The 19,729-nt window shown below is 68.3% G+C and carries 12 protein-coding genes; 6 read left to right on the forward strand and 6 right to left on the reverse strand.

Annotation, left to right across the window (positions count from 1 at the left end; genetic code table 11):
- Positions 1–167: 167 nt before the first annotated feature.
- Positions 168–2,276 carry a polyribonucleotide nucleotidyltransferase gene (pnp, locus tag IQ458_RS08410; protein WP_183642313.1) on the forward strand — a complete coding sequence of 703 codons (2,109 nt, stop codon included), beginning with the start codon at positions 168–170 and terminating at the stop codon, positions 2,274–2,276.
- A gap of 223 nt (positions 2,277–2,499) precedes the next feature.
- On the forward strand, positions 2,500–3,651 hold the full coding sequence (locus IQ458_RS08415) for an NAD-dependent epimerase/dehydratase family protein (RefSeq protein ID WP_192197626.1): 1,152 nt from the start codon (positions 2,500–2,502) through the stop codon (positions 3,649–3,651).
- A 116-nt stretch (positions 3,652–3,767) separates the two neighbouring features.
- Here the strand turns inward: IQ458_RS08415 and IQ458_RS08420 are convergent, their stop codons facing one another.
- The 3 genes from IQ458_RS08420 to IQ458_RS08430 form a co-directional block, all read right to left on the reverse strand.
- Positions 3,768–5,240 carry a DUF1501 domain-containing protein gene (locus IQ458_RS08420; RefSeq protein WP_203322592.1) on the reverse strand — a complete coding sequence of 491 codons (1,473 nt, stop codon included), beginning with the start codon at positions 5,238–5,240 and terminating at the stop codon, positions 3,768–3,770.
- Between the two features lie 9 nt (positions 5,241–5,249).
- Positions 5,250–6,971, reverse strand: coding sequence for a DUF1800 domain-containing protein (locus tag IQ458_RS08425; protein ID WP_203322513.1), 1,722 nt, complete (start codon positions 6,969–6,971; stop codon positions 5,250–5,252).
- Between the two features lie 376 nt (positions 6,972–7,347).
- A complete protein-coding gene (locus IQ458_RS08430; RefSeq protein WP_183642299.1) occupies positions 7,348–8,745 on the reverse strand; it encodes a GntP family permease in 1,398 nt (465 codons plus the stop codon).
- Between the two features lie 192 nt (positions 8,746–8,937).
- On the opposite strand from IQ458_RS08430, the gene IQ458_RS08435 reads away from it, so the two are divergent.
- The 3 genes from IQ458_RS08435 to IQ458_RS08445 all read left to right on the forward strand — a co-directional run bounded on the left by IQ458_RS08435 (position 8,938) and on the right by IQ458_RS08445 (position 15,260).
- Positions 8,938–11,157 (forward strand): TonB-dependent receptor, encoded by a 2,220-nt coding sequence (locus tag IQ458_RS08435; RefSeq protein WP_203322514.1) that lies wholly within the window; start codon positions 8,938–8,940, stop codon positions 11,155–11,157.
- Positions 11,158–11,338: 181 nt separating this feature from the next.
- Entirely contained in the window at positions 11,339–14,695 is a 3,357-nt protein-coding gene (locus IQ458_RS08440; protein WP_203322515.1) for a hybrid sensor histidine kinase/response regulator, read from the forward strand.
- Positions 14,696–14,771: 76 nt separating this feature from the next.
- Entirely contained in the window at positions 14,772–15,260 is a 489-nt protein-coding gene (locus IQ458_RS08445) for an NUDIX hydrolase (protein ID WP_203322516.1), read from the forward strand.
- A gap of 453 nt (positions 15,261–15,713) precedes the next feature.
- On the opposite strand, the gene IQ458_RS08450 is transcribed toward IQ458_RS08445, so the two are convergent.
- From IQ458_RS08450 to IQ458_RS08460, 3 genes are all read right to left on the reverse strand, one after another.
- Complete coding sequence (locus IQ458_RS08450) at positions 15,714–16,160, reverse strand: GNAT family N-acetyltransferase (RefSeq protein ID WP_203322517.1); 447 nt, start codon at positions 16,158–16,160, stop codon at positions 15,714–15,716.
- Positions 16,161–16,193: 33 nt separating this feature from the next.
- Positions 16,194–16,859, reverse strand: coding sequence for a response regulator transcription factor (locus IQ458_RS08455; protein WP_183642286.1), 666 nt, complete (start codon positions 16,857–16,859; stop codon positions 16,194–16,196).
- Positions 16,860–16,989: 130 nt separating this feature from the next.
- Positions 16,990–17,754 (reverse strand): 3-hydroxybutyrate dehydrogenase, encoded by a 765-nt coding sequence (locus IQ458_RS08460; RefSeq protein WP_192197630.1) that lies wholly within the window; start codon positions 17,752–17,754, stop codon positions 16,990–16,992.
- A 126-nt stretch (positions 17,755–17,880) separates the two neighbouring features.
- On the opposite strand from IQ458_RS08460, the gene IQ458_RS08465 reads away from it, so the two are divergent.
- On the forward strand, positions 17,881–19,707 hold the full coding sequence (locus tag IQ458_RS08465; RefSeq protein WP_235996695.1) for a 3-hydroxybutyrate oligomer hydrolase family protein: 1,827 nt from the start codon (positions 17,881–17,883) through the stop codon (positions 19,705–19,707).
- Positions 19,708–19,729 lie beyond the last annotated feature (22 nt).

The following is a 19,729-nucleotide window of genomic DNA, read 5'->3' on the forward strand; positions in this document are numbered from 1 at the left end:
GCGCAGAAATGCGCCGCGGTTTGCATTTGAGGGAAGGAAATCCGGTTGAGTGCCGATAGGGCACGTCGCTTTTCTCCCAGAACACCGGCCGGGCACTCCGGCCAACCGCCGGCGGCAAGGGCCGCGGGCGGCCCAGAATCCGAACAGGCAATATTCAAGGAAACCACGTGGCAAAAATCACCAAAACCTTCCAGTACGGCAAGCACACCGTCACCCTGGAAACCGGCGAAATCGCCCGCCAGGCCAGCGGCGCCGTCATCGTGAAGATGGACGACACCGTACTGCTGGTCTCCGCCGTCGCCGCCAAGTCGGCCCGCGAAGGCCAGGACTTCTTCCCGCTGACGGTCGACTACCAGGAAAAGTTCTACGCCGGCGGCCGCATCCCGGGTGGCTTCTTCAAGCGCGAAGGCCGTGCGACCGAGAAGGAAACGTTGATCTCGCGCCTCATCGATCGTCCGATCCGTCCGCTGTTCCCGGAGGATTACAAGAACGAGGTCCAGATCATCGCCACGGTGATGTCGCTGAACCCGGAAGTGGATGGTGACATCCCGGCGCTGATCGGCGCCTCCGCCGCGCTGGCCCTGGCCGGCACCCCGTTCATGGGCCCGATTGGCGCCGCCAAGGTCGGCTACAAGAACGGCGAGTACATCCTCAACCCGACCACCAGCGAGCTGAAGGAATCGCAGCTGGAGCTGGTCGTCGCCGGTACCGCCAACGCGGTGCTGATGGTCGAATCCGAAGCCGCCATCCTGTCCGAGGACGTGATGCTGGGCGCGGTGATGTTCGGCCATCGCGAGATGCAGAAGGTCATCAACGCGATCAACGAGCTGACCGTCGAAGCCGGCACCAAGCCGTCCGAATGGACTGCCCCGGCCAAGAACACCGCCCTGATCTCGGCGCTGAAGGAAGCCATCGGCAACCAGTTGGCCGATGCGTTCCAGGTGCGTGACAAGCTGCAGCGCCGCGACGCCATCGCCGCGATCAAGAAGGACGTGGTGGAGCGCCTGGCCGGTCGCGCCGAGGCCGAAGGCTGGAGCGGCGCCGAGCTGTCGAAGGAATTCGGCGAGCTGGAATACCGCACCATGCGCGACTCCGTGCTGGCCACCAAGGTCCGCATCGACGGCCGCGCGCTGGACACCGTCCGCCCGATCAGCTCCAAGGTGAGCGTGCTGCCGCGCACCCACGGCTCCTCGCTGTTCACCCGTGGCGAGACCCAGGCGATCGTGGTCGCCACCCTCGGCACCGCCCGCGACGGCCAGGTGATCGACGCGGTCAGCGGCGAGTACAAGGAAAACTTCCTGTTCCACTACAACTTCCCTCCGTTCTCGGTGGGCGAGTGCGGCCGTTTCGGCGCGCCCAAGCGCCGTGAAATCGGCCATGGTCGCCTGGCCAAGCGCGGCGTGCTGGCGGTGATGCCGACCCTGGAAGAGTTCCCGTACACCATCCGCGTGGTGTCGGAAATCACCGAATCCAACGGTTCCTCGTCGATGGCCTCGGTCTGCGGCAGCTCGCTGGCGCTGATGGATGCCGGCGTGCCGGTGAAGGCACCGGTCGCGGGCATCGCGATGGGCCTGGTGAAGGAAGGCGACAACTTCGTCGTGCTGTCGGACATCCTGGGTGACGAAGATCACCTGGGCGACATGGACTTCAAGGTGGCCGGTACCGCCGACGGCGTGTCCGCGCTGCAGATGGACATCAAGATCGAGGGCATCACCGAAGAGATCATGAAGCAGGCGCTGCAGCAGGCCAAGGCCGGTCGTCTGCACATCCTTGGCGAGATGGCCTCGGCCATCACCAGCCCGCGCGCCGAGCTGAGCGACTACGCCCCGCGCCTGCTGACCATCAAGATCCATCCGGACAAGATCCGCGAAGTGATCGGCAAGGGCGGTGCCACCATCCAGGGCATCACCAAGGAAACCGGCACCCAGATCGATATCCAGGACGACGGCACCATCGTCATCGCCTCGGTCAATGCCGCCGCCGCCCAGGCCGCCAAGGCCCGCATCGAGCAGATCACCTCGGACGTCGAGCCGGGCCGGATCTACGAAGGCAAGGTCGCCAAGATCATGGATTTCGGTGCGTTCGTCACCATCCTGCCGGGCAAGGACGGCCTGGTGCACGTCTCGCAGATCTCCAGCGAGCGCGTGGAGAAGGTCAGCGACAAGCTGAAGGAAGGCGACGTGGTCAAGGTCAAGGTGCTGGAAGTCGACAAGCAGGGCCGCATCCGCCTGTCGATCAAGGCCGTCGAGGAAGGCGAAGGCGTGCCGGCCGAGTAAACCGGTCCCTTCCTTTCACGGACAGCAGAAAGCGGGCTTCGGCCCGCTTTTTGTTTGCGCGGGATTCGCCCGTGGCCCGGCCGGTCCCGGCCACGGCACCCCCGATCGGGCGGTGATGGCGCGGTGCGGCAAACCAGCCCCGACTTTCGCCATAGGCGCGGCGGCGGCGGCGGATGGTATTAGTGCGGCTTCCCCCGGCCATACCACCACCCCGGAGCCATCCATGACCAGCCGCCGTGATCTGCTCAAACTCAGTGCGCTTGCCGCCGCCACCGCCGCGATGCCTTCGCTGGCCTGGGCCGCCGCCGGCCAACAATCCGGCAAGGTCGGCAAGGCCGCCAAGCCGCTGAACATCCTCATTCTCGGCGGCACCGGTTTCACCGGTCCGTTCCAGGTCGCCTACGCGCTGGAGCGCGGCCACAAGGTCACCCTGTTCAATCGCGGCAAGCGCCCCTCGCCGGAATGGCCGGGCGAGGTGGAACAACTGCACGGCGACCGCAATACCGGCGACCTGAAGGCGCTGGAAGGTCGCAAATGGGATGTCTGCATCGACAACCCGACCAGCCTGCCGTTCTGGGTCCGTGACGCCGGCAAGGTGCTGAAGGGCAATGTCGGCCACTATCTCTTCATCTCGACGATCTCGGTGTACGCCGACGGCAGCAAGCCCGGCATCAGCGAAACCGACGCGCTGGCGCAGTACAAGGGCAAGGATGCGATGGCCGAGACCCAGGAATCGCTGCGCGCCGATATCGAGGGCCTGTACGGCCCGCTCAAGGCGCTCAGCGAAGCCGAGGCGCACAAGCAGTTCGGCGAACGGGTGACCATCGTGCGCCCGGGCTACATCGTCGGCCCGCGCGACGAGACCGACCGCTTCACCTATTGGCCGCATCGCGTCGCCCAGGGCGGCGAGGTGCTGGTCCCCGGCGATGGCAAGGATCCGGTGCAGGTCATCGATGGCCGCGATTTGGGCGAATGGATGATCCGGCTGGCCGAGGCGCGCACCTATGGCGTGTTCAACGCGGTCGGCCCGAAGGAATTGCTGCCGATGGACGCGATGCTGCAGGCCTGCCAGTCGGCGACCGGTGGCAATCCCACCTACACCCACGTGACGCCGGAATTCCTGGAAGCGCAGAAGGTCGAGGAACTTCCGATCTGGGTGTCCGCCAAGAGCGGCCCGTATGCCGGCTATGGCGCGGTCAGCAACGCGCGCGCGGTGGCCGCCGGCCTGACCTATCGCCCGCTGACCAACACCATCACCGACCTGATGGCCTGGTTCCGCAGCCAACCGGCCGAGCGCCAGGCCAAACTGCGCGCGGGCATCAGCCGCGACAAGGAAACCGAGCTGCTCAAGGCCTGGCACGCGGCCAAGGCCTGAGCGCCGGACAGGTCGCGAACGCCCAAGCGCGGCGATGACGGGCCGATGTCCGTCATCGCCAATGGCGTGATGCAAACGAGGGGACGGCCGCGCTGCTGATCCGATGCGGGTGGGCGTCAGCGTTCGCGGCGGGTGAGGAAACGGTCGACCCGGCCACGCCGCTGCCAATCCGGCGTGGGTACGGATACGTTGTCGGCGGCGACGGCGAGGGTGTCCGCCAGGGGCGCCGGGCGCGGGGCCGCCTGCATCGCCATCGCGCTGACCGCCAGGTCGCTGCCCTGGACGATGCCCAGCGGCGCGTAGCCGCCGTAGCCGGGGAATACCTGCGACAGATTGGCGTTGCCCATCCGCCGGATCAGGATTTCGGATATCACCCGCCGATAGTCGGTGGTCACCGGCACGTCGCCAAAGGTGGGTGACAGGGTTTCCGGATTGAGTCCCGGCCAACTGCCGTAGAAGCGGCGGCCGTTGACCGGTCCACCGAGCACCAGCAATGGATTGCCGTAGCCGTGATCGGTGCCGCCATTGGCGTTCGCGCGCACCCGGCGGCCGAACTCGGACTGCACGACCACCGTGACCCGCGCCATCTCGCCACCGGCGTCGAGTTCGTTGAAGAACGCCTGCAACGCCGAGGAGAGTTCGGCGATCTTGTTCTGGTAGTAGTGGTAGCCACTGCCGGCGGTGCCCTGGCCCTCGTGGGTATCCCAGCCGCCCAGGTCGAGGGTGGCGTAGCGCAGGCCGAGGTTGAAGCGGATTGACTGGGCGATGGTCCACAGCTGTTGCGCGAAGTTGCCGGTCGGCCAGCCAGCCGGCAGGGAGCCATAGCTCTGCTGGGCGATCAGGCGCAGCGACGCGTCGGCGCGCTGGCCGCTCAGCTGCAGGCCGGTGCGACCGCTCCACAAATCGGCCAGGGTCTCGTTGACGCCGCGAAAACCGGTCGGCGAATCGGGGCGGCGTTCCTGCCAGGCGTAGGCGCCCGCATTGAGCCGGAAGTCCGACGCACTGCCCAGGGTCAGCGCGGCGGTGGAGGCGAGCAGTCCGGCCGGCTGGGTGGTGCCGATGCCCAGCGCGGGCAGGGCCGCCGCCGGCGTGCCGGCGGGACGGCTGTCCCAGGCGCGCGTCATCCAACCGCTGCCGGTGCCGAACTTGCCCGGCGTGCCGAGATCGATCGACAACTGCGCATCGAAATGGCTGCGGGTGACCGAGGTGGCCATGCCGGCGGCGTGCACGATGCCCAGGTGGCCGCTGTTCCAGAGATCGCGCAGGCCGGTTGCGGAAGGATGCAGGCCGAAGCCGGTGGCGGCGCCGCCGGCCAGGGTCAGCGGCAACGCGGCGTAGGTGCCGCTGATCGGAATCGACAGGTCCGGCCGCGCCTGTTCGTAGAACGTGCGGTCGTCGCCGCTGATCGGCACGACCAGGTTCAGGCCGTCCATGCCGCCGCGCAGGAACAGGTGCACCACGGTGTCGTAGGCGTTGGTGGCCGCGCTGGCGTCCTCGGAGAACGCCAGGATCGAACCGGCGGCGCCAACCACGGCGGCGCCGCAGCAGCCCTTCACGAATTCACGGCGGGTCAGGGTGAATCGGCTCATGCGGTCACCTCAGCGGGCCATGAATTCGGGGGACATCAGGATCAGCGAGACCAGGCTGCGCAGGCGCTGATGGTTGTAGTGGCGCTTCAGATCGTTCACCGCCCAGGCATCGGTGTCGGTGATCACGTAGCTGGCCGGATCACCGTTCTGCGCCATGAAGCCGACCAGCGTCTGTCGGCGCGCCGCCTCGGGCTGGTAACCCAGCAGGCGGTTGCACCAGAACGTCACCAACGTATTGGCGGTCCATTGCGCCGCCGGCACGCCGGCGCGCGTGGCGGCCAGGATCGGACTCAGTGGCACTCCACCGTCGCTGGTCTCGGTCAGCCAGTTGAGCAGCTTCCAGGTCATCGCCAGCGAGTTGGCGCCGGACCAGGCCAGACCGGTGTCCGGATAGCCGTTGGGTGCGGCCCAGTTGTAGGGCAGGTGGCCGGTGAACCCCATCCGCCACATGAATTCGTCGCTCTTCTCGTGATCGAGCCGCAAGGTCCAGTCGTGGCCCAGGGCGCGCATCGCCGCCACGGTGGCCTCGAACGGGCGGCGATTCTTCCAGCCCCAGCCGTTGATGAAGTCATCGGAGTTGAGGATGTGGCGCAGCACGATTTCGATCTGATCCGGGCGTTGCCAGTTGGCCCGGAACAGCGCGGCGGCGCTGTCGACCAGCGCCTGTCGCGGCGTGTCGGTGACGAAGCGCCGGATCAGCTTGCGGCAGATGAACTTCGCCACCCGCGGATGGCTGGCCAGGCGATCCAGCACGTCGCGCCCGTCCTTCATCGCCGGCTGCTCCGGGTACAGCATCCGCCCCAGCAGGAACTTCGGCCCGGCGTCGTGCCAGGACTGCCGGTAGACGAAGGTGCCGTCGTTCTCGGCGGGAAACTCCCAGTGCCCATTCTTCGCCGACCAGCCGGTGAAGGCCGCGGCGGTTTCGTACACGTCGATGTCCGTGTAGCCGATCGGATAGGACGGATCCTCCGGGCAGGGCGGCACCTCGAAAGGATCGGTGAAACCCAGGTAGTTCTCGGCGCCCAGCGTGTGCAGTTCCAGCAGTTCGCGTGCCCAGTTCTCGTTGGGACCGGAGCGCGAGTTGTTGATGTTGTCCAGGAAGTACAGCATCGAGGTGCTGGTGGCGACGGCTTCCAGCAGGGCACGGAAATTGCCCTTGGCATGCGCGCGGATCACGTCGCGGGTGTAATGCGGGAACAGCGGGCCGGCGCTGAATTCGGTGACCAGCACGTTGAAATGGTCGTGCCAGAAGTTGACCACCAGTTCACGCAGCTGGCGACGCGAATGCACCGCGCGCACGAAGGCCGCGCGCTGCACCTCGTTGGCCGGCCGCATGCGGATGGCATAGTCGGGATCGGCGGCCACATGATCCGCCCACAGCTGCGCCAGCGACTTGCCCAGGGTGGTGTAGCCCGCGGCGGCGAGCCGGTTCTCCACCGCGCCATCGTCGATGGCCTCCCAGTCCAGTTGCCAGTCGACGTAGTTGGCCAGACGCTGGCGATCGTTGTCGCCCAGTGCGTTGAACTCGGCCACGGTGGTCGCGGTGGCGCCATAGCTGAGCCGGTTCAGCATCCTCACCGCGAACGGCGGCGCCGGCAGGGTCAGCAGGCGCGGTTCGCTCATGTCCTGGGCGACCTGGCCACCCGTCGCGGATTCGCGCTCCGGAGCGCCGGCGAGCGTACCGCGTTCACCGCCGCGCAGGCCGTACAGGCGCCGATGGCGTTCGCGCACGGCGGCCCGCTGCGATTCGGCGGATGGTGCGGAGCTCGCCGGTTCCGCGGGGGGCGACCCGCGGCCTCGCCGCAATGCCAGTGGGGTACGGGTACGGAACGCGGTCGGACGGACCGTGAAGGCTCGGCGTGTCATCGTGGTGGCTGGTTTCCCCGGAATCGTCGCCAGTATTCGGCAAGCGGGGCGAACACGACTGCGACCGCGCGCACAGGCCGATGCGTCCGTTGCGCGGAGCGGGTGGCATCGGGACGGCGGGCGCGCGCCGGTCCTTCGTTCGTTTCCATTCCGCGCAAGCGCGGCCAGCGGCAGGCGTCCCGGAAATCGTCCGTCGACCGGGAGGAAGCGACGATGCCCAGCCGCGTGGTGACGCCCGGATTCAGATCCAGCCGGTCAGGTAGAACAGGGCAATGATGAAGAACACCGCCATCGTCTTGATCAGGGTGATGGCGAAGATGTCCTTGTAGGACTGGCGGTGGCTCAGGCCGGTGACCGCCAGCAGGGTGATGACCGCGCCGTTGTGCGGCAGCGTGTCCATGCCGCCGGAGGCCATCGATGCCACCCGGTGCAGCACGTCCATCGGGATGCCCGCCGCGTTGGCGTTGGCGATGAAGCTGTCGGCCATCGCTGCCAGCGCGATGCTCATGCCACCGGAGGCCGAGCCGGTGATGCCGGCCAGCGCGGTCACCGAGATCGCCTCGTTGACCAGCGGATTGGGAATCGCCTGCAGCGCGTTGGCCACCACCAGGAAGCCGGGCAGGGCGGCGATGACCGCGCCGAAGCCGTACTCGGAGGCGGTGTTCATCGATGCCAGCAGCGCGCCGCCGATGGCGCTCTTGGTGCCCTCGGCGAAGCCGGTGAACACCGGCCTCCAGGCGAACAGCAGCACGCTGGCGATGCCGACCAGCAACGCGCCCTGCACGGCCCAGATCGCCGCGACCTTGGAGACTTCCTGCACCACCGGCGCGGGATTGCCGATCACCGCCGGCACGAACGATTGGCTCTCGCCGTACCAGCCCGGAATCCAGCGCGAGAACAGGAAATTGGCCACGCCCACCAGCAGCAGCGGAAGCACCGCGATCAGCGGATGCGCCAGGCGATCGCCACGGAAGGGTTCGGGTTCGTTGCGCAGATCGCCGCCGTAGCCTTCGCCAGCGCGTTGCGCCACCCGGCGGCGCCATTCCAGGTAGCCCATGCCCAGGATGAGGATGAACACCGCGCCCAGCGTACCCAGTACCGGCGCCGCCCAGGCGGTGGTGCCGAAGAACGAGGTGGGGATGATGTTCTGGATCTGCGGCGTGCCCGGCAGCGCGTCCATGGTGAAGGTGAACGCGCCCAGCGCGATGGTGCCCGGCACCAGCCGCTTGGGGATGTCGCTCTGGCGGAACATCTCGGCGGCGAACGGATACACCGCGAACACCACCACGAACAGCGACACCCCGCCATAGGTCAGCAGCGCGCACACCAGCACGATCGACAGCATCGCCCGCTGCCGGCCGACCAGCCGGATGGTGCCGGCGACGATCGACTTGGAGAAGCCGGAGATCTCGATCAGCTTGCCGAACACCGCGCCCAGCAGGAACACCGGGAAATACAGCTTGAGGAAGCCGACCATCTTGTCCATGAACAGGCCGGTGAACATCGGCGCCACCAGCGAGGGATCGGTCAGCAGGACCGCGCCCAATGCCGCGATCGGCGCGAACAGGATCACGCTGTAGCCGCGGTAGGCCACGAACATCAGGAAGCACAGCGCGGCCAATACAATCAGGAAAGACATCCGTGGCTCCTCGGCGCCGGTGTTCGATGGGTCGGCCGCCAATGGCCGGACAGATGGCGGGAGTATCGACAGCGCCCCGGCGGCGGCCCACTGTACGAAGGTACGATGCCGGTCCGTCCGGTCCGCCTCTAGCCTTCTCCAGCATCGGCGACAACCGTCCGCCGCACGCATTCCCGGGAGGAGGGGATATCCATGAAGCGGAAGCATTTGAGCCTGGCGATCGGCACCGTGTTGCTGGCGTCGGCACCCTGCGCGTTCGCGCAGGACACGGGGACAGGCAGCGGCCAGGCGGCCAGCCGGGCGACCACCCTGGATTCGGTCACGGTGACCGCGCGCAAGCGCGAGGAAACCCTGCAGGACGTGCCGGTGGCGGTCACCGCGTTCACTTCCGAGAGCCTGGACAAGATGAATGTCCGCGACATCGGCGATCTGGACGCGCAGGTGCCCAACCTGACCATCTACGCGGCGCGCGGTTCGACCAGCACGGTCACCGCCTACATCCGCGGCATCGGCCAGGCCGATCCCCTGTGGGGCGTGGATCCGGGCGTGGGCATCTACCTGGACGACGTCTACATCGCCCGTCCGCAGGGCGCCCTGCTGGACGTGTTCGATGTCGAGCGCATTGAGGTGCTGCGCGGTCCGCAGGGCACCCTGTACGGCAAGAACACCATCGGCGGCGCCATCAAGTACGTCTCGCGCGGCCTGCCGACCGAGACCCAGGGCTTCGCCTCGATCACCGTCGGCAACTACAACCAGCTCGACGCCAAGGCCGCCATCGGCGGCTCCCTCGGCGGGGCCGACAGCGGGCTGCGCGGACGGGTGGCGGTGGCCAGCATGAACCGCGACGGTTTCGGCGAGAACACCTATACCCGCCAGGATGTCAGCGACAAGGAAATCAATGCCGCGCGCCTGCAACTGGGCGCCTATGCCGGCGACAACTTCGACGTGCAGTTCGCGTTCGACTGGATGGACGACCAGTCGGGCGTGCGCGGCGCCAAGATGCTGGCGGCCAATCCGCTGGCACCGGCGTATCCGCCGACTTCGGATCGCTACGACATCCGCAGCGCGATGCGCAACGTCAACGACACCACCATGAAGGGCGCCTCGGCCACCTTCAACTGGCGGGTCAACGAGGACTGGGCGCTGAAGTACGTCGTGGCCAAGCGCGAGTCCGACACCGAGACCAACATCGACTTCGATACCACGCCGCTGACGCTGGTGGACGTGCGCGCGTTTTACAACGACAGCCAGGTCAGCCACGAAGTACAGGCCAATTACGACGGCGGCGGCCGCGCGCGCGGCGTGATGGGCATCTATGCTTTCGACGGCGACGCCGGCGGCCAGGTGCTCAACCACTTCTGGAACCCGGCCCTGCCGAACGCGCTGACCAACCCGCTGTTCGGCGATACCCAGGGCGTGGTCAATACCCAGAGCATCGCGGTGTACGCGGACTGGACGTTCGACCTGACCGACAGGCTCAAGCTGGACGTGGGCGCGCGCTACACCGACGAGGACAAGCACGCGATCGCGCTGAATCGCTTCTACACCGGGCTGGACTACGGCACGGCATGGGGCACGGCGGCGAACTTCGACAAGACGGTCAATTTCAAGAACTTCTCGCCCAAGGTCTCGCTGGATTACCAGATCACGCCCGACGTCATGATCTACGGCCTGGCCTCGCGCGGATTCAAGTCCGGCGGCTACAACATCCGCGCCAACACCACCGCGGTGCCGCGTTCGGGCGAGCCGTTCGACGACGAGAAGGTCGACAGCTTCGAGATCGGCAGCAAGATGTCGTTGCTGGATCAGCGCATGTTCCTCAACCTGGCCTACTTCTACAACAAGTACGAGGACATCCAGCTGTCGGTGTTCACCTCGTACACGTTGCCGAACGGCGCGCAGAGCTTTTTCGGCGACTTCACCAACGCCGGCAAGGGCACGGTGCAGGGCCTGGAAGTGGAGTACCAGTGGCTGCCGACGGTCAACTGGCTGATCAGCGGCAACCTCGCCTGGCTGGACGCCAAGTACGACGAGTACATGGATCGCGGCGTCAACGTCGCCGACCAGCAGAAGTTCACCAACGCCCCGGAATTCTCCGGTGCGCTGAACGTGGAATACCGCACTGATCTGGCCAATGGCGGCAATCTGTCCGCGCGGGTGGGCTATGCCTACCAGAGCGAGGTGTGGCCGACCACCGATCTGAGCCCGTTGATCAGGCAGGACGGCTACGGCCTGCTCAACGCGGGCGTGATCTGGAAGGTCAACGACGCCTGGTCGTTCTCGCTGCAGGGCAGCAACCTGGCGGACAAGGAATACCGCACCACCGGCTACAACATCGGCGCCTACGGCGTGCTGACCGGCTTCTATGGTCCGCCGCGCCAGTACACGCTGACCGCGCGCTACGACTTCTGAGGTCGATGGCGGCAAACGATGGGAAAACGGCGGCGGCAGGCGGAAGCCTGCCGCCGCTGCGTTATGCTCCGCCGATGCCAGCATGTACTCCGCCGCGTCGAGTGTTTTCCGGGATCGGCTTCGATGCCGGCGCGCATCGCGGCGGAGCCATCGACGGACCGCCGACCGCCCGGGTCGTCACATGCTGAGCCTGTGGGTGGTCGCGCTGGCCGGACTGGCCTGGCTGGCGCTGATGTTCGGCACCGCGCTGTACGGCGAGCGGCGTCCGGCCGTATTCGCCCGCCACTGGCAACATGTCTACGCGCTGTCGCTGGCGGTGCACTGCACCTCGTGGACCTTCTACGGCACCGTCACCCAGGCCGCCCGTTATGGCTGGCCGCTGCCGCCGACCTTCCTCGGCGCCATCCTGTTCTATGCGCTGGCGGTCGCGTTCCTGATGCGGCTGGTGCGGCTGGCGCGCGAGACCAACGCGACCTCGCTGGCGGATCTGATCGCCACCCGGCTGGGCCGCGACGCCTGGCTGGCGGGCACGGTCACCCTGGTCGCCGCGCTGGGCCTGATTCCCTACATCGCGCTGCAATTGAAGGCGGTGGCGATGAGTTTCGCCACGCTCACCCTGGAGGCCGGCGAGGCGGGCCAGGCGTTGCCGTTCTGGCGCGACAGCGGTCTGTACGTGGCGCTGGCGATGGCGCTGTTCGCGATGCTGTTCGGCACCCGCCGGGCCAGCGCGGCCGAGCACAATCGCGGGCTGGTGCTGGCGATGGCGTTCGAGTCGATCTTCAAGCTGGCGGCGATGCTGGCGCTCGGCGCCTTCGTCTGGTTCGGCCTGCGCGAATGGCCGGAGCTGCCGCCTGCGCCGCTGCCGCCGCAGCCGTCCGGCGGGTTCGCGCCATTCGTGCTGCTGGGCGCGCTGGCGATGTTCATCCTGCCGCACCAGTTCCACGTCGCGGTGGTCGAATGCCGCGACGAGCGACATGTGTGGACCGCGCGCTGGCTGTTCCCGCTGTACCTGGTGCTGATCGCGCTGCCCGGACTGCCGCTGGCCCGGGCCGGAATGGCGCTGCTGGGCGGCGCGGTGCCGTCGGACATGTACGCGCTGGCGCTGCCGTTCTCGCAGGGCCACGAGGGACTGGCGCTGTTCGCCTTCCTCGGTGGACTGAGCGCGGCCACCGGCATGGTGGTCGTCAGCACGCTGACCCTCAGCCTGATGATCGGCAACCACTGGTTCGCGCCCGGCCTGTTGCGCGGCGCCTGGTCGCGCCGCGACGGTGGCGACCAGCGCGGTGCACTGCTCGCCCTGCGCCGCACCGGCATCGCCGTGATCATGCTGCTGTCGTGGGCCTACAGCCGGCTGGTAACCGGCAGCGACGCACTGGCCGACGTCGGCGCGGTGTCGTTCTCGGCGCTGGCCACGCTGGCGCCGGTGCTGGCGTTCGCGGTGTGGCGCCCGCAGACGCCGCCGCGCGCGGCGATCGCCGGCGTGGTCGCCGGTTTCCTGGCCTGGGCCTGGGTGCTGTTGCTGCCGACCCTGCTGTTGGCGTCCGGCAGCGCACCCGAGTGGCTGCGGGAAGGGCCGTTCGGGCAAGCCTGGCTGTCGCCGCAAGGCATGTTCGGCCTGACCGGCTGGAGTCCGCTGGGACGCGCGGTGGGCGTGAGCCTGTTCGTCGGCACGGTCGCCACCCTGCTGGCGATGGCGTGGCGTCGGGAGGCGCCGCACCAGCGGCAGCGCAACCTGGATCGGCAGACCCTGGGCGAAGCCGGGCGGCGTTTCCTCCCGCGCGAGCGGGTGGAGGAACTGCTGGCGGGCGCGCCACGCAACGGACCGGTGCCGGCGGCGATGGAGGCGCGGCTGGAACGCGAACTGTCGGCGGTGCTGGGTTCTGCGTCGGCGCGCCTGCTGCTGGACGCGGCGCGGCGCGAGAGCCGGGATCTGGATACCGTCGCGGCCATCGTCGGCGAGGCCTCGCAGGATCTGCGCTTCAACCAGCAGGTGCTGGAGGCCGCGTTGCACAACATGAGCCAGGGCATCAGCGTGGTCGATCGCGAGCAGCGGCTGGTGGCGTGGAACCGCCGCTACGAGCAGATGTTCGGATTCCCGCAAGAGCTGCTGCAGGTCGGCCGGCCGATCGCCGACCTGACCCGCTGGGCGTTGCAACGCATGCCGCACCGAGGCCAGGACGAACGCGCGCTGCAGCGGCGCATCGCGTTCATGCGCGCCGGCACGCCGCACCTGACCGAGCGCGTGTTCCCCGATGGCAGCATCGTCGAGATTCGAGGCAATCCGATGCCCGGCGGCGGCTTCGTCGCCACCTACACCGACGTCACCGCCTCGCGCCACGCCGAGCGCGATCTCAAACGCGCCAACGAGACGCTGGAACAGCGCGTGGCCGAGCGCACCGCGTTGCTGGAAACCGCCAAGCGCGAAGCCGAGCACGCCAACGACGCCAAGAGCCGATTCCTCACCGCGATCGGCCACGACCTGCTGCAACCGCTGCATGCCGCCCACCTGTTCACCGACGCGCTCGCGCAGCAGTTGCCCGACGACGGCGCGCGCCAGTCGGCGCGGCAGATCCGCGGCGCACTGGATTCCACCACCGATCTGCTGACCGGCCTGCTCGACATGTCGCGGCTGGAAGCCGGCGGCCTGGTGCCGGAGCCGCGCGATTTTCCGTTGTCCGAGGTACTGGAACCGCTGGCGTCTGAATTCGGCGTGCTGGCCGCCGAACACGGCCTGCGTTTCCGTTACCGGCCAACGCGCCTCTGGGTGCACAGCGATCCGCAGTTGCTGCGGCGGATCCTGCAGAATTTCCTTGCCAACGCCATCCGCTATACCGCCCAGGGCGGTGTGCTGCTGGGCGTGCGCCGCGGCGCGCGCGGACGCTTGCGGATCGAGGTGCTCGATACCGGCCCCGGCATCCGCGAGCCGGAGCGGCGGTTGATCTTCGACGAGTTCCGGCGTGGCGAGGAAGCGGTCGGGCAGGGACTCGGGCTGGGCCTGTCCATCGCCGATCGCATTGCCGGCCTGCTGGAAGCGCCGCTGGGCTTGCGCAGTCGGCCGGGACGCGGGTCCGCATTCACCGTCGATCTGCCCATGGTCGCGACGCCGGCCACGGTGCAGGTTTCGACGGGCGCGTCGCGCGCCCGTCTGGCCGGCCTGCGCGTGCTGGCGGTGGACAATGATCCGGCCGCGCTCGACGCGCTCCGCCAGACCCTGCTGGGATGGGGCTGCGAGGTCGCCTGTGCCGCCGATGGTTCGGCTGCGGAGGCGCAACTGGCGCGTGCGCCGGCTGATGCGTGGCTGTTCGACTTCCACCTGGACGCAGGCGACACCGGCGTGGCGCTATGGCGGCGCTTGTCGGCGCGCTTCGAGGCGAGTCCCTGCCTGATCCTGTCCGCCGACCAGACCGACGCCGTCCGCCGCGCGGTGCGCGAAGCGGATCTGCCGCTGCTGGCGAAACCGGTGCGCCCGCTGGCGCTGAAGTCGGTGCTGGACCGCCTGCTGGCGGCGCGTGCGGGCAGCGTGGCCGGCGTGTCGTGAGCCTTGTTTCTCCGCTTGACCGGGAGCGGGACGGCGCGCGCGGCTAGAATGGCGGTTTTCCGACCCACCTCCCGCCATGCCGTATACCCCCATCGTCGCCACGCTCGGTTATGTCCTGTCGCCGGATCGCTCGCAGGTATTGCTCATCCATCGCAATGCGCGGCTCGACGATCAGCATCTGGGCAAGTACAACGGTCTGGGCGGCAAGATCGAGCCGGACGAGGACGTGGTCGCCGGCATGCGCCGCGAGATCCGCGAGGAGGCCGGCATCGAATGCGATGAGCTGGCGCTGCGCGGCACCATCAGCTGGCCGGGCTTCGGCAAGCAGGGCGAGGACTGGCTGGGCTTCGTGTTCCTGATCACCGCGTATTCGGGGACGCCGCACGAGCGCAATCCGGAAGGCGCGCTGGAATGGGTTCCGGTGGAGCGGATCCTGGATCTGCCGCTGTGGGACGGCGACCGCCATTTCCTGCCGCTGGTGTTCGATGCGGATCCGCGCGGGTTCCACGGGGTGATGCCGTATCGCGAGGGCCGCATGGTGTCCTGGCAGTACTCGCGCATCTGACCACGCGCCGGCGCGTCATCCGCATTACGCGGAAAGATGCGGCGAGGTTGTCCACATCCGGTGTGGACCGATTCCGGAGAAACATGTGGATAAGCGCCGGCCGGCCTTGCGCGGCAAGGCTGTCAAGCAGGTTGGCGAAAAAATGACCATTGCGTTTCACGTCCGTGAAACGAATGTTTCAGGTTTTCCACAGCGCATGTGGATGGTTCGCGGACAAACATGTGGATAAGCCCGCGCGGCCCTTGCGCCATGGACCTGTCAAGATGGATGGCGAAAAAATGACCAGGCCGGGACCGGGGCGTGACACCGGGTCGCACCCAATGGATTCCAGCGTTCACGGGAATGCCGAGGCAGGTGTTGCTACCAACGTGGAAGAAGGGATCTCCGACTGAACCGAATCCCGACTCCGGCGACGCAATCCCAATCCCCAATCCCCAATCCCGGCCCCAAAGCCTACGGTGCCTGGAGATCCCGTCGATAGACGTGCTGGCTCTTGATGCGGATGAACCCCTGGCGCTCGTAGAACGGATGCGATTCCGCGCGGACCACGTTGGAGCGCACGACCAGTCGCGCTCCGCCCTGCTGGCGGACCCAGTCCGCGACCACGGCGACCAGTGCCGAGCCGACGCCGCCACGATGGGCATCACGATCCACCACCAGCCCCGTGATTTCGAAGGCGTCGCCGGCCTCCAGCGACAGGCGCCGTTCGGCGACGATCCAGCCAAGCAGGCCAGGCCCGTCAGCAACCACCCGGATAAAGTGATCCTGGCGCGGCAGCAAGCACCGCAACCGTTCCATCATCGCGGATGCAGCGACGGGATAGCCCAGCTGCCCCGACAGGCGGGCAATCTCGGTGGCATCGTCGATCGTGGCGGCGCGTGGTGCGGAAGCGGCATTCATGCGTGCATCCAGGGCTGGCACGCCATCATCGTCTCACGCCTCGAGCTGGCGGGCGGGGTCGCTGAGTTCCAGTTCACGCAGGATCACGCTGGCCTGGGTGCGGTTGCGCACGCCCAGGCGATCGAAGATCGCCGACAGGTGCGCCTTGACCGTCCGCTCCTGCACGTCCAGGCGATCGGCGATCTGCTTGTTCAACAGGCCTTCGGCCACCAGCGTCAGCACCCGGAACTGCTGCGGCGACAGGCTGGCCAGGCGCGCGGCCAGTTCGGCATCGTGGCGCGAGGACTGCGCGCGTGCGACGGTGGCGCGCAGCGCAGGCGGCAGCCATTGCTCGCAGGCAAGCACGCTGCGGATGGCATCGCGCAGTTCCTCCAGCCCCGCGCTCTTGGGCAGGTAGCCGGCGGCGCCGTGGTCCAGCGCGCGCCGGACCACCCGTGGGTCATCGTTGGCCGACACCACGATCACCGCGACCGCGGGAAACTGCGCGCGGATCGCCGCCAGCCCGGCCAGCCCGTGGTTGCCGGGCATGTGCAGATCCAGCAACACCAGATCCACGTCGTCGTGCGCGTCCAGCGCCGCCAGCACGCCGTCCAGCGATTCGGCCTCCAGCACCGACATCCGCGCCACGGCATCGGCCGCCGCGCCGCGCAGCGCGGCCCGGAACAGCGGATGGTCGTCGGCGATCAGCAGGGTAGGCATGGGGTTGAGGCCGGGATTCGGGAATGGAGAATCGGGAATCGTAGAGGCGTTTGGCCACGAGCGCGGAAACAAGGCGAACGGAGTTCTTCGCTCTTTCGATTCCTCAATCCCGACTCCCGAATCCCGGTTCTCACTGCACCGTCCAGCCGCCGTCCACGACCAGGGTCTGGCCGGTCATGTTGCGGGCGGCGGGGGAGCACAGGAAGGCGGTGATGCCGGCCAGTTCGTCCATTTCGATGAACACGCCCTTGGGCATGGGCTTGAGCATGATCTGGCTGACCACTTCGGCTTCCGGAATGCCGCGCGTGCGCGCCTGGTCGGCGATCTGCTTGTCCACCAGCGGGGTCTTCACGTAGCTGGGGCAGACCGTGTTGATGGTGATGTCGGTGTCGGCGGTTTCCAGCGCGATCACCTTGGAGAAGCCGACCAGGCCGTGCTTGGCGGCGACGTAGGCGCTCTTGTACGGGCTGGCGACCAGCGCGTGGATGCTGCCGATGTTGACGATGCGGCCGAATCCGCGCTGGCGCATGCCCGGCAGGACCGCGCGGGTCAGCCGCGCCACGCCGACCAGCATCACCTGGATCAGGAAATCCCATTTGCCCAGCGGAAATTCCTCCAGCGGCGAGACATGCTGCAGGCCCGCGTTGTTGACCAGCACATCGACTGGCCGGGAGATCGCGGCCAGCGCGGCGGCGACGCTGTCGTCGGAGGTCACGTCCAGCGCCACCGACTCGGCCGAACCGCCGGCGGCGCGGATGCCGGCGGCGACGGTCTCGGCGGCGGCCGGGTCCAGATCGCTGATGATGAGGTGGTGGCCGGCTTCGGCCAGCCGGCTGGCGACGCCGGCGCCGATGCCGCTGGCCGCGCCGGTGACGAGGATTGAAAGGGTCTGCATGGGGGAACCTCCTGAAAGTGCTAGGTTAGCAGCCGATGGCGGCGGTCCCCGTGGTACCAAAGTACGATGACGGGCCGCGCCGCGACGACTAGTTTGGTCGTATCACCCGGACCTGGAATTCTCCCGATGGCGCGTATCGCTCTGGCCGCCGCCCTGACCATGGCGCTGGCCGCCTGCGGCAGTTCCCCGACCCGAACCATGACCCACGAGACCGTGATCGAACCGCAGCGCGTCACCGAGCACCGCGGCAGCGACGATCTGCTGACCGCCGGCCTGGGCCTGGCCGGCCTGCAGGCGATGACCCCGCCGGCCTTCGCCGATGCCGCCCGCCCGACCCCGGCGGAACTGCGCCGGCGCGCACTCTGGAACAACTGGCGCGGCATCGCCGATCTGTCCGCCACCGGCGGTTACGGCGAGGTCTACGGCAGCACCGCCGCGGTGCCCGGACGCGAGTACAGCGCGTTGGCGACACTGCCCGGCGCGAAGCAGCCGCATCGCGTACTGGTGCAGGTGCCCGACGGTTTCGATCTGAAGCGGCGCTGCGTGGTGGTCACCGCCTCGTCGGGTTCGCGCGGCGTCTACGGCGCCATCGCGGTGGCCGGCGCCTGGGGCCTGCCGAAGGGCTGCGCAGTCGCCTACACCGACAAGGGCGCCGGTACCGACTATTTCGATCTGGACACGCAGAGCGGCATGCGCGAGGACGGCAGCGGCGGCGCGCTGGGCGAACCGCTGGCGTTCGTCCACGATGCCCCGGTCGGCGCCGCGGGCGTGGCGGTCAAGCACGCCCATTCGCAGGACAATCCCGAGGCCGATTGGGGGCGGCATGTGAAGCAGGCCGCGGACTTCGCCCTGGCCGCGCTGGATCGCGCGTTTCCGCAGGCCGCGCCGTTCCGTTTCGACAACACCCGGGTGATCGCGGTCGGCATCTCCAATGGCGGCGGTGCGGTGCTGCGTGCCGCCGAACTGGACGGCGACTGGCTGGACGCGGTGGTGGCCGGCGAGCCCAACATCCACACGGACGGTCCCGGCGCACGTTCGCTGTACGACTACACCACCGAAGCGGCGCTGCTGATGCCGTGCGCATTGCTCGCGCTGCCGGCCGACAGCCTGCCGCAACCGCCGCTGCGCGCGCACGCCGAACCGCTGTGGCAGACGCGCTGCGCCTCGCTGAAGGCGGCCGGCCTGATCGAAGGCGCCGACGTGGCCGCGCAGGCGCGCTCGGCCCACGCGAAGCTGCGCGAACACGGCTGGACCGACTCCGCACTGACCGCCGGCGCGCTGAGCGTGGGTTTCGATCTATGGCGCGCAATCGCGGTCACCTACGCCTCCGCCTATGGGCGCCATGGCGTCGGCGCGCATCCCTGCGGATTCTCCTTCGCGGCGCTGAATCCCGATTTCAGCGCGCGCGCCACCACCGCCAGCGAGCGCGCGGCGTGGTGGTCCGACGGCAGCGGGATTCCACCGGGTGCCGGCGTAGGCATCGTCGACACCCGCCTGGCCGCGCCCGATTTCACCCTGCCGGGCCTGCAATGCCTGCGCGCGCTCAACGACGGCCAGGACGAGGCGGCACGGCGCGTGCAGCGCGGTATCGCCGAACTGCGCGCGGCGCCGCCGCGCGCGGGGCTGCCGGTGATCGTGGTGCACGGCAGCGACGACGGCCTGGTACCGCCAGCCTTCAGCAGCGCGCCCTACATGGCGCAGGCGAAGGCGGCCGGCCGCGAGGTGGCGTACTGGCAGGTCCGCAACGCACAGCATTTCGACGGGTTCCTGGCACTGCCGGCGTATGCGGCCCGCTATGCGCCGCTGCTGCCGCACGTGTATGCCGCGCTGGACCAGGTGTCGGCGCGGTTGGACGGGCGGGCGGGCGCACCCATGGACCGGGTCATCGAGGCCCGTGGCCGCGGTGCCGGCCGGCTCGACGCCGCGCAATTGGCGCTGCCGTCGTCGCCCTGACATCGGGCGTCCGCGATTCCGC

Source organism: Pseudoxanthomonas beigongshangi (assembly GCF_016820515.1).
Taxonomy (GTDB): domain Bacteria; phylum Pseudomonadota; class Gammaproteobacteria; order Xanthomonadales; family Xanthomonadaceae; genus Pseudoxanthomonas_A; species Pseudoxanthomonas_A beigongshangi.

Coding starts and splice junctions, on each gene's coding strand:
- IQ458_RS08415 (WP_192197626.1), top strand. CDS start 2,500: ATGACCAGCCGCCGTGATCTGCTCAAACTCAGTGCGCTTGCCGCCGCC.
- IQ458_RS08420 (WP_203322592.1), bottom strand. CDS start 5,240: ATGAGCCGATTCACCCTGACCCGCCGTGAATTCGTGAAGGGCTGCTGC.
- IQ458_RS08430 (WP_183642299.1), bottom strand. CDS start 8,745: ATGTCTTTCCTGATTGTATTGGCCGCGCTGTGCTTCCTGATGTTCGTG.
- IQ458_RS08435 (WP_203322514.1), top strand. CDS start 8,938: ATGAAGCGGAAGCATTTGAGCCTGGCGATCGGCACCGTGTTGCTGGCG.
- IQ458_RS08440 (WP_203322515.1), top strand. CDS start 11,339: ATGCTGAGCCTGTGGGTGGTCGCGCTGGCCGGACTGGCCTGGCTGGCG.
- IQ458_RS08445 (WP_203322516.1), top strand. CDS start 14,772: ATGCCGTATACCCCCATCGTCGCCACGCTCGGTTATGTCCTGTCGCCG.
- IQ458_RS08450 (WP_203322517.1), bottom strand. CDS start 16,160: ATGAATGCCGCTTCCGCACCACGCGCCGCCACGATCGACGATGCCACC.
- IQ458_RS08455 (WP_183642286.1), bottom strand. CDS start 16,859: ATGCCTACCCTGCTGATCGCCGACGACCATCCGCTGTTCCGGGCCGCG.
- IQ458_RS08460 (WP_192197630.1), bottom strand. CDS start 17,754: ATGCAGACCCTTTCAATCCTCGTCACCGGCGCGGCCAGCGGCATCGGC.
- IQ458_RS08465 (WP_235996695.1), top strand. CDS start 17,881: ATGGCGCGTATCGCTCTGGCCGCCGCCCTGACCATGGCGCTGGCCGCC.